A 12,896-nucleotide genomic window follows, 5' to 3' on the forward strand; every position below is an offset into this window, starting at 1 on the left:
AAAACTACTTAATAAAACCAACAATTCCCATAATTTCCTCAGCAATATCTAAAACAGTCCCATCTTTATAGGGCTCTCCACTAATCATTAACCCCACAGGTAAGTCATTTAGCTTAGTTACTGGAATTGAAATTGATGGAGCACCTAAAGTATTAAATATCTCAGTGTTAGCAATTAAAGAATCCCTATATTTTAGTTCATTTCCTATCACGTCTTTAATCTTAGGTGCAACAATTCTTGTTGTAGGTGAAATTAATGCATCTATTTTTTTAAAGATAAAGAAGTACTCTTCTAACAATATTTTTCTAATTCTTAAAGAGTTAACGTAATCTGTAGCCGAAATTTTGAAGCCTTCTTCAATTAATTTTCTAACATCAGACGAATATAATTCTTTATATTTATCGTAATATTTCATATGGTAAGATGAAGCTTCGGCTAGAGCTATATTTTTTCTTACGATTCTAGAATATTTGATTAATAATTCACTCTCTACTTCTACTAAATCAAAATAGGATGAAAGTTTATTTATCACTGGTTCTAAGGCTTTAGAAGTTTCGTAATCTCCAAATAGGAATAATCCTAGCGTAGGTCTTCTCTTAGAGTATGATATAAAAGGAATTTTATTTTCAGCAAGAGCTTCAATAGTTCTTCTTATTAATGAGATATCTTTTGCTAAGAAACCTATAGTATCAAACGTCCAACTAAAAGGAATTACGCCATCAGTAGGTATAATTCCATATGTTGGCTTAAAACCTATAACACCACATAATGATGCAGGAATTCTTACAGATCCTCCAGTATCTGTTCCTATACCTACATCAACTAAACCTAATGCTACTGCTACTGCTGATCCTCCACTAGATCCTCCACTTATTCTCTCTGGATCATAGGGATTTTTCGCAGGTCCAATCAAAGATGAGGTATTAGTAGCACCAAGAGCAAATTCATGGGTATTAGTTTTCCCTATTATCTCTCCTCCTTCAGCTAATATTTTATCAATAACATATGCGTTCTCATTAGGTATGAAATCTTTTAATATTTTTGAACCGGCAGTTGTTCTTACTCCTTTAGTTAGAATAATATCTTTTATTCCGAATTTTAGGTCTCTTAGTTTACCTTTATCTCTACATTTCATTCTGTTGATTGTGATGAAAATATTGTATTTTGTATTTAATTCTTCTAATGACATCTTCATTCACACAGAATAGAGGTTCATTGAGTCTTTCTAAGATGTAATCTTCTAAGTTCATCAAGGACTACCTTTATAAAATTTTCCAATTCCTCCCTATTAACGTTTCTTTCTCTAGCAATTTCAAAGACTATTTCCTCAACTCTTTCATAACTTTTATACTCTTCATTTAGTTTTCTCCAAGGTATTCCTTTCAATGCACTAGAAAGTTTCTCACTAAAAGATAGTTTTTTTAACAACATTAAACAAGCTACTATAGGATATCCCACATAATTTCGATAAACAGTACCATTATCATTACTATTAACGAGATTTCCTTTTACAACGACTTTATAAATTCTATCACCTTCTGAGGAAATTACTTCACATTCATTCTCGTTAATAACTTTAACTCTACCATCAGCTATAGCACCTAAAGCTTCAAGTACTTTTATTCGTGGAGGATTTTTTAAATACATAATTATAAAATCGAGCGTAAGGTAATAAGCTAATAAAAAATTTATACTATTTAAACAGTATAAGCAATAAATGAAAGCAATTGTAGTTCCAGGTCCTAAGCAAGGGTATAAACTTGAAGAAGTACCTGATCCTAAGCCGGGAAAAGATGAAGTAATAGTTAGGGTAGATAGAGCTGCACTTTGTTATAGAGATTTGCTTCAGCTACAAGGGTATTATCCAAGAATGAAATACCCAGTCATACTGGGGCATGAAGTTGTAGGAACCATAGAAGAAGTTGGAGAAAATGTGAAGGGATTTGAAGTAGGTGATAAAGTAATTTCTTTATTATATGCCCCAGATGGTACATGCGAATATTGCCAAATAGGTGAGGAAGCTTATTGTCATCATAGGCTAGGCTATTCAGAAGAGTTGGACGGATTTTTTGCAGAGAAGGCTAAAATTAAAATAACTAGCTTAGTAAAAGTTCCTAAAGGTACTCCAGATGAGGGAGCAGTACTTGTACCCTGTGTAACCGGTATGATATATAGAGGTATTAGGAGAACTGGTGGGATACGTAAAGGGGAGCTAGTATTGGTTACTGGTGCTAGTGGAGGAGTAGGAATTCACGCAATTCAAGTTGCAAAAGCCCTAGGTGCTAAAGTTATAGGAGTAACAACATCGGAAGAAAAAGCAAAGATAATTAAACAGTATGCGGATTATGTCATCGTTGGTACAAAGTTTTCGGAAGAGGCAAAGAAGATAGGTGATGTTACTTTAGTTATTGATACTGTAGGTACCCCTACTTTCGATGAAAGCTTAAAATCATTATGGATGGGCGGAAAAATTGTTCAAATAGGTAACGTGGATCCTTCTCAAATCTATAATTTAAGATTGGGTTATATAATATTAAAAGATTTGAAGATAGTTGGTCATGCCTCAGCTACCAAAAAAGATGCTGAAGACACACTAAAATTAACACAAGAGGGGAAGATTAAACCAGTTATTGCAGGAACAGTTAGTCTTGAAAATATTGACGAAGGTTATAAAATGATAAAAGATAAGAATAAAATAGGCAAAGTCTTAGTAAAACCATAAAATTTTAATTGAATATGATACTATTGTGAAGTTAAAATTTTCCTCGGTTGAAATAAAAAGTGATCTACTCCCTCATAATGAGAATGAGACAAATCAGTATAAAGAAATAGCTGGTTATATTTTGGATACTATCTCAGAAAATCCCTATTTTGATATGGAGATAGACGATAAAATCCTTTATTTTTCCACAATATTTACTACTAAATTAATTGAGGGAATAGTTGATAATATATATTCATACGCTTATAGTCGTAAGGGTGCCAAATACTTATCAGGAGATGCTTCTATGAGTATAAGTGAAGCTATAACTTATGCTACTTTCAATATCTTATATAATGTTAAATTTAGTAATATTATTCCTTTTAGAAGTGTAAAATATCTTGGAACAATAGCTGATGCTATGATTGATCTTACTAAAGAAGAAAAACTTAGGAAAAGCATAGGAGCTGAAGGTGGCCTCTTATTTATTAACATAAGATCTTCGATGAATCCTAGAACATATTACATACTAGATAAAATAGCTAAAAGCCTAATGAACATAGAGATTGTTAGGTATCCTAATAATTATGGAGTAGTGTCACTTATAACTAGAGAAGATGAAAACCTAAAAGAAACTTTTATCTATATAAAACCGTGATATAAATGGATTGTGAAAAAATCTCCCTAGCACTTGTATATTTATGGATGGGAGATTCAAATGACGCTAAAGATATTGCAAAAAATTGCATAGAAACTCTTAGAGATTCTATAACGGGGATAAGAGAAAAGATTAAAGAAGTAAAGATTAAAGTGGAAGAGGAATATCTTTTACCATACTACCTTAGAAATGAAGGAATAAATACTGATGATCTTGTGAGATTAGGATTGTATGAATTAGCAAGAAGAATTCAATTATTTTCTGGAGATTTAAAAAGTAAGGAGTATAATGGCATAAAATATAGTATTATTAAAAATGGCTATAAAGTTATAATAAAGGGATTTTGCAAAGATTGTAATGGATATAAATTTAAGGAATTAAAAAATGGTTTTATAGTTCAGTTAGATGAGTTAATTTATGGGGAAATTATAGGGAACATTAGAGAAGAGGATGTGATAAAAGAAATGGAATCCTTATAGTTAAATAATTATTTCGTGTTGTTACATTGGATTAAATTATGAAAATAATCACAAAGTAGTAGCGGATATATAAGAAGATAACTAAAATCCTTTTTAACAAAGATTACAAATACTGGTATTTCTATAAATTAGCTTAATACTATAATGTTTATAGTCTAAATAGCCTTGATTGTAATAATTACAAGATAAAAGTAAAATTTATTTTAACTTAGAAAACATAACGTTGCTATACTTTTTGAAATAAATTAGTTAATTCAATAGTAGTGGGTTTAAATTGATGCGGGGGGTGGGACTTGAACCCACGCAGGCCTACGCCAGCGGAGCCTCAGTTTAGGCCCCCTTTAAGGGACCGCCCCCTTTGACCTTGCTCGGGCACCCCCGCATAAACATTTATAATAATTTATTAGTACTAAAAAACGTTTTCTTTAACCAAAGACCTAAATTAACGTAGCAAGCTTTATTAGGTTAATCAGGTAACTTATATATCGATAAGGGATGAGTCTTTGATAAATATCAAATAACTAAACAAGAATTAAAAGTTCTTATAAGAGAATTGAAAAAATGGTCTGCACCAGCTACGGTGTTACTATCATTATACATACCGCCTGGAAGACCTATACCAGATGTTCTCAATTTATTAAGGCAAGAATATTCAATAGCACAGAATATTAAATTAAAGAGAACTAGGGATGCAGTAACTTCAGCAATCCAATCAGCTATAGATAGGCTAACGCAAATACCTAAGGTTCCAGATAATGGATTAGTTATATTCTGTGGAGAGAATTTTGAGACAGAGGAGTCAAAATGTTTTGTGTTCTCTCCACCAGAGAAAGTTACAGTATTCTTCTATAGAACTGACAAATATTTCCATGTAGAATTTCTAGAAGATATGATAGAAGAAAATGACGTTTTCGGATTAATAATAGTTGAAAGAGATTATGCTACAATTGGTATATTAAAAGGAACCAGAATAGAAGTGCTTGACGAGTTTGAAGGTTTCGTACCGGGTAAGCATATGATGGGTGGACAGTCTCAAAGACGTATTGATAGAATAATTGAGGAAATGTATGCTAATTTCTTGAAAGAAGTAGGAGAAAAGGCAAATTCATATTTACTTCCTTATTTAGAGAGCGGGAAATTAAAGGGAATATTATTAGGAGGACCAGGTTATGCAAAGAAAGATTTCTACGATGGGGATTATTTAGATTATAGGCTGAAAAAATTGGTTCTATTACCCCTTATTGATATACCGGATCAGGGTGATGCTGGGTTAAAGGAGTTAGTTATGAAGGCACAAGATATTTTGAAAAACCAGAAATATGTTCAAGTTCAAAATCTCTTAGAAGAACTAAAGTATCATATTGCTAAAGATGACGGACTAGTAGTTTATGGTATTGAAGAAATAAGAAAAGCGTTACATATGGGTGCTGTTGATTCATTAGTTATCTATGATGAGCCAAATAGTGAATTAGAAAAACTTTCACAAGAAGCAGAAAATTACGGTACAAAAGTTTATGTAGTAGGAGATGAATTGCCAGATGCTGAATGGGTTAAAAAGACATTTGGTGGTGCTATAGGTAAATTAAGGTATAGAATATACTAAAGTAGGTTCCTTCTTTTCATCTCACTCAGAATTTTTTCTACTGCTATAGGTGGTTCTACACCATAACTTTCTATAAACTTTGCTTTTAAAAAGGAAGCATCTATTGCTTTACTATTTTCTTCACTCAGAATTTTTCTAATTAAATTTATTTCGTCTTCCCAATAATTCCATGGGTACATAAACCAATACCAATCTTTAATTACCATTGCATAATAGTCGGGCTTAATCTTAGCACTAGCTTCTATGATTTGCATTGTGGCAGTCCTAATTTCTATTGGACCAAAATTTTCTTTCACATATTTTTTAGCTAGTTCTACGCTATCTCCAGTATCTGTAATATCATCTATAATTAGTACTTTTTTACCTTGTAAGTCTACTTTAAAAGGATATTTAACTTTGGCCTCTGGCGTATGAGAAGCTGTTTCTACCCAGTGTTCTATTTTTATAGATAAAATATCGATCACTCCTAGAACATCGGCAACTATTCTTGCTGGTACTAATCCTCCTCTAGCAATTGCAATTATAATGTCTGGATCATATTTTGATTCTTTTATTTTTTCAGCTAGTTGTGTTGACCAATCCACTACTTCTTCCCATTTAACAACTTTAACGGGTATCTTAGGCAATTTAAATTCCCAAAAGCTCTTGATATGAAACTTTATCAATTTTTTGGTTTATACTTTTATACTTAGCATTACAAGAAATGTGTGATGATTGAGCCAAAAGAAAAGGCGAGCATAGGAATTATAGGTGGTTCAGGTTTATATGATCCACAAATACTTACTAATGTAAAAGAAATAAAGGTTTATACTCCATATGGAGAGCCTAGTGATAATATAATTCTTGGAGAACTTGAAGGTAAGAAAGTTGCATTCTTACCTAGACATGGAAGAGGCCATAGGATTCCGCCTCATAAGATTAACTATAGAGCTAATATATGGGCTTTAAAGAGTCTCGGAGCGAAATGGGTTATTGCTGTATCCGCTGTAGGAAGTCTAAGATTAGACTATAAGCCTGGTGATTTTGTAGTTCCAAATCAGTTTATCGACATGACCAAAGGAAGGACATATACGTTCTTTGATGGCCCTTCTGTAGCTCATGTATCAATGGCTGATCCTTTTTGTGAACATTTAAGATCTATAATCTTAGATTCAGCAAAAGATTTAGGAATAACTACTCACGATAAAGGAACGTATATTTGCATCGAGGGACCTAGATTTTCCACTAGAGCGGAAAGTATAGTTTGGAAAGAAGTATTTAAGGCTGATATTATAGGTATGACTTTAGTTCCTGAAGTGAATTTAGCATGCGAGGCTGAAATGTGTTATAGTGTTATAGGTATGGTTACTGATTATGATGTTTTTGCTGATATTCCAGTAACTGCAGAAGAGGTAACAAAAGTTATGGCTGAAAATACTGCTAAGGTTAAAAAACTTCTTTATGAAGTTATTAGAAGACTACCTGAAAAACCTGATGAAAGGAAGTGTTCATGTTGTCAAGCTTTAAAGACAGCTTTAGTATAAGTAAAAAGATAAATTTTTATAATATTCCAGTAGAAATACCAGAGAATTTAACGTTAGTTTATGATGAAGACACAGAATTAGAAGTTTTTACCCTAGAAAGAAGTATTATCTCATTAAAAGGTACTTTCGTTAAATCAGTTAGCTTGTACGAGTTTTCGTTTTTAGAAAATCCTTATTCTGGAAGTTTTAAAGATATTGTTGTATTCGTTAATGATGATAATAAAGCTAGAATTATTCTAGATAATACATGGGCACTAGAAAATATTGGTTATTTGATTACATGTAATAGTAAAATAAAAGGAAAAGGTAATATTAAAGTTCTTTATTTTTCTGACGAATTATGTGAGATAAATGTTTCGCTATCTCTGATCAGGAAAGTTGCTACTGAAGTTAATAATAAGCGAGCTGAGGATATAATTAAAGAGTTAGAAAATATTAATAGTTTAAACCAATGGTTATTAATGAAATTAAATGAAATAAATTTTGATAAGGAGATCTTTTTATCACCCATATTCTTTCCTGCATTAACTTTAATGAGAAAATATCTCAATAAGGATGTAAAAAGATTTTATGATATTCCTACATCTAAGGATTTGATTTTTATAACATCCGGCGTTGATTCTATAATAGTAAGAAAGAGAGAATTTGAATTAAGAAATTCTATGTTTAATGTAAGAGAAATTCTATTAGATATAGATCCTCTTCTAGCACCAATTTATTTAATTCTTATGACATATTTATTTAAGCGAGTTAAAGGAGGATTATAAAGTGGATTTACTTTCTTATTGGAAAAAAAGCAAAGAGATCATTGATAAATTAGTTGACGATTATTTAGTTGATATTAAAGATTGGCAATTATTAGAAGTTAGTAAATATATACTAAAGGATGGGAAGAGATTTAGGGGGACATTAACATTCTTATTTACAGAAGCTCTTAATGGGGATATAAAAAATGCATATAAAGCAGCTCTTGCTTCAGAAATTCTTCATTCCGCATCCCTTGCATTGGATGATATTGTAGATTATGATATCATTAGAAGAGGGGGAAGTTCAGCTTGGGCAATTTATACTAACAGGAAAGTTATCTTTATTACCAATTATCTAATTCCTTCAGCATTAAATATAATCTCTACTTACGGAGAAGAAGCGTTAAAAATTAGTATACAACTATGGAAGGATACTGCTGTAGGTGCTTTAAAGGATATATTTGGTTCTCCTACAGAATATCTTTCTACAATCGAATTAAAAACCTCTAGTTTATTTAAACTGTCAACTATGTTAGCGTCATTTGCATCCCATAGAGAAGATTTAGTGGAAGAAACTTTAGATATAGGAAAATATATAGGAATTGCTTATCAATTGGTTGATGATTATATAGATTGTGTAAAATATGAAAGAGGAGAATTAAAGGAATTAACTGGAAGCGCTAAACAGTTATATGAACTTAAAGGGAAAGAGTATAAGGAGTTTGTAAAAAAGGAGTATGAAAATGCTTTAACTAATTATTTAGATATTGTAAGAAAATTGGAAATAAGCCAAGATTTTACTGAGGCTATAATATCATTACCAACCTTTTTAACGAAGGGACTATTAAACGAAGCTGGGCTGGATAAATTATAAAAAGTCTTCTATCGAGTGTTCACTTGGTGGATAGATATTAGAATAGCAGTTATTCATGAATCTCAAAAAATTACAGAGTCAGCTAAGCAACTTCTTCTAGAGATAAAGAACTCAGGACATACACCAATATATATTAGAATTTCCAAATTAAATCCTATAATAACTAAGGACGGTTTAGAATTTAGTTACGGAGGAAAAAGAATAGATTTAGAAGGGGCAGTAATAAGGAACTTAGGGTTCATATCTTCAACAGAACAGTTAATGAAAAGGTTCGATACTCTCAAAGCCCTTGAAAGTAGTGGTGTTACATTAATAAATTCACCGGACTCCATGTTTATCGCAAGAGATAAGTTTAACAGTTTATTAAAACTAAAGATGGCTAAAGTACCAGTTCCAGATACTACTATAGTAGAAGATCCCTTTGAGGTGATGAGACTTGTTAATGAATGGAAAGATGTTGTAATAAAACCCGTTATAGGTAGTCTAGGACTTGGTTCAGTAAGAGTTTCTGATCCAGATATAGCGTTTAGAGTGGCAAAAGCAATATTATCTGTTAATCAACCAGTTTATGTTCAGAAATATGTTGATAAGCCAGAAAGAGATATAAGAGTGTTCGTTGTAGGTAACTCAATACTAGGAAGTGTATATAGAATTAATAAATCTTCATGGAAAACTAATGTAGCACAAGGGTCTCTTACTCAAGTCCTCTTACCAAATCATGAACTTGAAGAATTGTCACTTAAAGCAGTTAAAGCATTGAAATTAGATTATGCAGGGATAGATATCGTAGAAGATAAGGATGGCAGTTATAAGGTTATCGAAGTAAATGCTGCTCCTCTTTGGAAAGGATTTTACGAAGCTACACATATTAATCCTGCAAAATATATAATTGAATATCTCATTAAAAAAATTAGGAAATGAAGAATAATAAACCGGCTGAAAACATGATGAAGAGCTTTCGCACGGATTAAGTAAAGTCTATTGTCTTCATTTCTTTAATTGTTCTTAACACAAACATGGTATAAGTTGAGGTTACTCCATCCATATTACCTATTTTATCCAATATTGTTGCAAGTTCTTCTCTGCTTTTTACTCTAACTTTTAATAATGCATAATATTCACCAGTCACGTCAAATATTTCATATATTTCCTTGAACTCATATATCTTTTTCAATATTTGTTCGTATTTTTTTGGATCTGCTTTAATTAATACAAAAGCTACAACATTGTAACCTATTTTTTCTGGGTCAACATCTACATAAAATCCTTTTATTATACCATTTTCCCTTAATCTCTTAATTCTAATATGTATTGTAGACTCACTTAGATTAAGCATTTTAGCAATCTTAGAAAAAGGTGTCCTAGCATCTTCTTGAAGAATTTTTAAGATTTTTTTATCTATATCATCAAGGAAATATGTCATATAATCATCCTCCCAAATAATTTAATGATATCAAATGAATCGAAATCACCGATAGCAACTTTTAAGACTAGATTAGGATCACTTTTTGTCATAATTCTAGATAGTCCCTTTAAACTCATATATCCTTTTTTAACGCCATGAACAATTTTAGCTTGAGTTTGGATGGTCCAATATAATTTGCTTTTTTTAAACTCCCTCTCGAAATTTTTCTCATTGAGCAATGAATCTGCTAAGAGTTTTGCTGATATTATTGAGGGTCTAATTCCTTCTCCAGTTAGAGGATATACAGTGCCTAAGGCTTCACCTATAAATCTCCCGTTTAATCTCTCTTCTAGAATACCAAAATCTGATACTCTTGCTCCATGAAAATTGAGTATTTTTCCCTTTAAAATTCTCTTTATTCTCTCTTTAAGAAAGGGTATATCAGCCCATCCCCCAATTCCAATTTTACTTCCATTTTCGTCTGGAAATATCCATGCATAACCTAATAAATCACTATAGAAATAAAATTCTACTATTTCTTTATCTATTTGGTAATCAGTTATATATTGAATGGCGGGAATTGTGTTATCTTTAGGTAATGAGTAATGACCGTTAGCATAAATCATTTTGTCTGCAATTATTTTTGTTCCTTCTGTAGTAAAATACTCGCCATCTTTTTCTATTATTTTTATGTTATATTTTACCTCTACTTTTTCAGCAATATTCTTAAGAAAAATTGGCTTATTTATTATATATCCTAACTTTTTATTTACTCGAATATCATGTACTAGTTTATCATCAAGGTATATCCTAAATCCTTTTATTTCACTTATAATAGCCTCTTTAGTTATTGGTACATAATCTTCAATACCAGAAATTAATCCCCATGCACATGGTTTCAGACCTACATCATTAAGTCCTTCATAGACTGTAACGTTATATTTGGTACCCTTTAAGAACCATGCTAATGCTAATCCCGCAGGACCTGCCCCTATTACACCAATATCCATTTAATTTCACTTCCTAAGATAGAGTAATATTAGTATTCCTACTATAATCGTTCCAGAATATAATATAATTAATTGATAAAAGTTTGCTAAGTATCTTCCTATTATAGCTCCTATAATTAGAACGAGTAAGAATGCAACATAACCATTACCAAAAGTTAAAAGATTTCTAGATATAAGCTTAGATATAAATGGCTTTATTGAAATTATAAATTGAAATATAAAGGGTAAGACGTAAATAAGTCCTACTATAGCAAAAAGTCTAGGTTTCACTGGTAGAGCAAAGAAAATTCCTAATGTGATTCCCAGTGCATAAACCCCAGAAAAATATAGGCCAACTATTCTACTTTTGAGTGTGGTCCAAGTCTTATATGTTGTCATTATGTATATTACGATGGCTAAATCTATGGTTGATAGGGCTACAAAGGCTGGAAAATTTAGCAAATATGCTGGAATAATAGGTAAGGCTATTAATAATATAGAAATTAATATTAATGTGGCTGTATTCAACTTAGCTCATAACTATACCTTAATACTAAATATAAAATTCTAATGCTAATGGTTATTACGAAAAGATAATATAGCATTTGAATCAAATAATCTAAAGGTGAAGAGAGTTTGAAGCTACTAGTAATGGGGAATATTAGATTTCCAGAGCCTCATGTAGAAAGTACATTATCTTCCATAATCAAGAAAGAGGAACCAGAAACAATAGTTTTAGATGGGGATACAACACAGTGTTACTGGGATTATGAATGTCCAAGGGTAATTGATGTTCTTTATGTTATAAGAAGTTTAGCTCCTTGGGCACAAATTGTCTATATTCAAGGAGACATGGATCCTCATGCAATTAAGTGTATTATGGCAGAACCAAGATATAGGGAAGAGATAATAGCTACTACAACATATATTGCTGAAGTTTCATCTACTAAATATTTCATACTTCATGGTCATCAAGGCGATATCGACCAGTTAAGACGAAGTATATCTGCAGGCCCTTGGGACTGGTTAGTTGTTGCCCAACATAAAAGATTAGAAATAGATAAATTAGCAAGAGTTATTTATATAGGTGGTGTAACAAAAGAGTTCCCGCCTGAGGCAAGAGGATACCTTGTTATAACTGATTCTACTCACTATATAAGACAAATCAGGAGCTAACACCCATTATTGCATTCTTAACTAGTTTGTAAATCTTCACATTGTAAAACTCTTCGATTATCTCATCCTTACTTTTCCCTGTTTCCCAAACTTTATAATTATCAATGAAAATTTCATTTCTATTAGATTTAGAGAAGAATATCTCTTTTTCTCCTTTTAATCTTCTTAGAATACCTATAACAGATAGTAGCTCCTTATCTATTTTTTCATATAAGACTTGAATTATCATAATATATTATATTCTCTCATATCCATTATATGGGCTAACTAGTTATACCTAGTATTTTCAAATCCAAACGAAAATCACTAATACTTTACATTTCTACAATAAAATATGCAGTATAAAAATATTCTTACATTAATATCTGTAAATAATGATAATTTCGAAAATTATTTTAGAAAAATATTTTTGGATGTGAGAAGTAGTGGAAGTAAAAAAACTACTATTAACGTTTTTACTGAAATACAATACCCAGAACTAGTAACGCTTATAAGAGAAGCACTACTTGAAAACATAGATATTGGGTATGAGTTATTCTTATGGAAGAAAAACGAGGTGGATATTTTTTTAAAAAATCTGGAGAAATCTGAAGTCGATGGTTTACTAGTTTATTGTGATGATGAAAACAAAGTTTTTATGTCAAAAATAGTAGATAATCTTCCTACTGCTATAAAAAGAAATTTAATAAAAGATTTTTGCAGAAAACTTTCATAAACAGAATACTGTAGATAGTTTTTTAAT

17 protein-coding genes and 1 tRNA gene are annotated in these 12,896 nt (G+C 31.2%); 10 read left to right on the forward strand and 8 right to left on the reverse strand.

What is annotated here, in order from left to right:
- Nucleotides 1–4: 4 nt before the first annotated feature.
- Nucleotides 5–1,189 carry an amidase gene (locus D1869_RS02180; RefSeq protein WP_156013718.1) on the reverse strand — a complete coding sequence of 395 codons (1,185 nt, stop codon included), beginning with the start codon at nucleotides 1,187–1,189 and terminating at the stop codon, nucleotides 5–7.
- A 23-nt stretch (nucleotides 1,190–1,212) separates the two neighbouring features.
- Complete coding sequence (locus D1869_RS02185) at nucleotides 1,213–1,647, reverse strand: hypothetical protein (RefSeq protein WP_156013719.1); 435 nt, start codon at nucleotides 1,645–1,647, stop codon at nucleotides 1,213–1,215.
- Between the two features lie 70 nt (nucleotides 1,648–1,717).
- On the opposite strand from D1869_RS02185, the gene D1869_RS02190 reads away from it, so the two are divergent.
- The 3 genes from D1869_RS02190 to D1869_RS02200 are packed head-to-tail and all read left to right on the forward strand — an operon-like array spanning nucleotide 1,718 to nucleotide 3,838.
- Nucleotides 1,718–2,722 (forward strand): acryloyl-coenzyme A reductase, encoded by a 1,005-nt coding sequence (locus D1869_RS02190; RefSeq protein ID WP_156013720.1) that lies wholly within the window; start codon nucleotides 1,718–1,720, stop codon nucleotides 2,720–2,722.
- Nucleotides 2,723–2,747: 25 nt separating this feature from the next.
- Nucleotides 2,748–3,359 carry a hypothetical protein gene (locus D1869_RS02195; protein ID WP_156013721.1) on the forward strand — a complete coding sequence of 204 codons (612 nt, stop codon included), beginning with the start codon at nucleotides 2,748–2,750 and terminating at the stop codon, nucleotides 3,357–3,359.
- 5 nt (nucleotides 3,360–3,364) lie between these two features.
- On the forward strand, nucleotides 3,365–3,838 hold the full coding sequence (locus D1869_RS02200) for a hypothetical protein (protein ID WP_156013722.1): 474 nt from the start codon (nucleotides 3,365–3,367) through the stop codon (nucleotides 3,836–3,838).
- A gap of 278 nt (nucleotides 3,839–4,116) precedes the next feature.
- Here D1869_RS02200 and D1869_RS02205 read toward each other — a convergent pair.
- Nucleotides 4,117–4,220 (reverse strand) — tRNA-Leu (locus D1869_RS02205).
- 171 nt (nucleotides 4,221–4,391) lie between these two features.
- On the opposite strand from D1869_RS02205, the gene prf1 reads away from it, so the two are divergent.
- Nucleotides 4,392–5,441: a peptide chain release factor aRF-1 gene (prf1, locus tag D1869_RS02210; protein ID WP_221267043.1), complete on the forward strand. Its 1,050-nt coding sequence runs from the start codon at nucleotides 4,392–4,394 to the stop codon at nucleotides 5,439–5,441.
- On the opposite strand, the gene D1869_RS02215 is transcribed toward prf1, so the two are convergent.
- Entirely contained in the window at nucleotides 5,438–6,067 is a 630-nt protein-coding gene (locus tag D1869_RS02215) for a phosphoribosyltransferase (protein ID WP_156013724.1), read from the reverse strand. The two genes, prf1 and D1869_RS02215, sit on opposite strands and share 4 nt — an antisense overlap.
- Nucleotides 6,068–6,151: 84 nt before the next feature.
- On the opposite strand from D1869_RS02215, the gene D1869_RS02220 reads away from it, so the two are divergent.
- The 4 genes from D1869_RS02220 to D1869_RS02235 are packed head-to-tail and all read left to right on the forward strand — an operon-like array spanning nucleotide 6,152 to nucleotide 9,505.
- Nucleotides 6,152–6,964, forward strand: a complete 813-nt coding sequence (locus D1869_RS02220) for an S-methyl-5'-thioadenosine phosphorylase (RefSeq protein WP_156013725.1) — start codon at nucleotides 6,152–6,154, stop codon at nucleotides 6,962–6,964.
- The gene (locus D1869_RS02225) at nucleotides 6,934–7,731 is read left to right on the forward strand and encodes a hypothetical protein (RefSeq protein WP_156013726.1); all 798 of its coding nucleotides are present in this window, start codon (nucleotides 6,934–6,936) and stop codon (nucleotides 7,729–7,731) included. The genes D1869_RS02220 and D1869_RS02225 overlap by 31 nt, the downstream gene beginning before the upstream one ends.
- Before the next feature lies 1 nt (nucleotide 7,732).
- Complete coding sequence (gene gdS-2, locus D1869_RS02230) at nucleotides 7,733–8,584, forward strand: hexaprenyl pyrophosphate synthase (protein WP_156013727.1); 852 nt, start codon at nucleotides 7,733–7,735, stop codon at nucleotides 8,582–8,584.
- A gap of 15 nt (nucleotides 8,585–8,599) precedes the next feature.
- The gene (locus D1869_RS02235; RefSeq protein WP_338056340.1) at nucleotides 8,600–9,505 is read left to right on the forward strand and encodes an ATP-grasp domain-containing protein; all 906 of its coding nucleotides are present in this window, start codon (nucleotides 8,600–8,602) and stop codon (nucleotides 9,503–9,505) included.
- 46 nt (nucleotides 9,506–9,551) lie between these two features.
- On the opposite strand, the gene D1869_RS02240 is transcribed toward D1869_RS02235, so the two are convergent.
- The 3 genes from D1869_RS02240 to D1869_RS02250 are packed head-to-tail and all read right to left on the reverse strand — an operon-like array spanning nucleotide 9,552 to nucleotide 11,506.
- On the reverse strand, nucleotides 9,552–10,007 hold the full coding sequence (locus D1869_RS02240; RefSeq protein ID WP_156013728.1) for an Lrp/AsnC family transcriptional regulator: 456 nt from the start codon (nucleotides 10,005–10,007) through the stop codon (nucleotides 9,552–9,554).
- On the reverse strand, nucleotides 10,004–10,999 hold the full coding sequence (locus D1869_RS02245; RefSeq protein WP_010978466.1) for an NAD(P)/FAD-dependent oxidoreductase: 996 nt from the start codon (nucleotides 10,997–10,999) through the stop codon (nucleotides 10,004–10,006). The genes D1869_RS02240 and D1869_RS02245 overlap by 4 nt, the downstream gene beginning before the upstream one ends.
- 6 nt (nucleotides 11,000–11,005) lie before the next feature.
- On the reverse strand, nucleotides 11,006–11,506 hold the full coding sequence (locus tag D1869_RS02250; RefSeq protein ID WP_052846348.1) for a hypothetical protein: 501 nt from the start codon (nucleotides 11,504–11,506) through the stop codon (nucleotides 11,006–11,008).
- Between the two features lie 108 nt (nucleotides 11,507–11,614).
- Here D1869_RS02250 and D1869_RS02255 point away from each other — a divergent pair, with 108 nt between their 5' ends.
- A complete protein-coding gene (locus D1869_RS02255; protein WP_156013729.1) occupies nucleotides 11,615–12,154 on the forward strand; it encodes a metallophosphoesterase family protein in 540 nt (179 codons plus the stop codon).
- Here D1869_RS02255 and D1869_RS02260 read toward each other — a convergent pair.
- On the reverse strand, nucleotides 12,144–12,383 hold the full coding sequence (locus tag D1869_RS02260) for a hypothetical protein (RefSeq protein WP_052846350.1): 240 nt from the start codon (nucleotides 12,381–12,383) through the stop codon (nucleotides 12,144–12,146). The genes D1869_RS02255 and D1869_RS02260 overlap by 11 nt on opposite strands.
- A gap of 105 nt (nucleotides 12,384–12,488) precedes the next feature.
- Here D1869_RS02260 and D1869_RS02265 point away from each other — a divergent pair, with 105 nt between their 5' ends.
- Nucleotides 12,489–12,869: a DUF5751 family protein gene (locus tag D1869_RS02265; RefSeq protein ID WP_156013730.1), complete on the forward strand. Its 381-nt coding sequence runs from the start codon at nucleotides 12,489–12,491 to the stop codon at nucleotides 12,867–12,869.
- The last annotated feature ends 27 nt before the right edge of the window (nucleotides 12,870–12,896 follow it).

Origin of the sequence: Sulfurisphaera ohwakuensis (assembly GCF_009729055.1) — an archaeon.
Classification (GTDB): domain Archaea; phylum Thermoproteota; class Thermoprotei_A; order Sulfolobales; family Sulfolobaceae; genus Sulfurisphaera; species Sulfurisphaera ohwakuensis.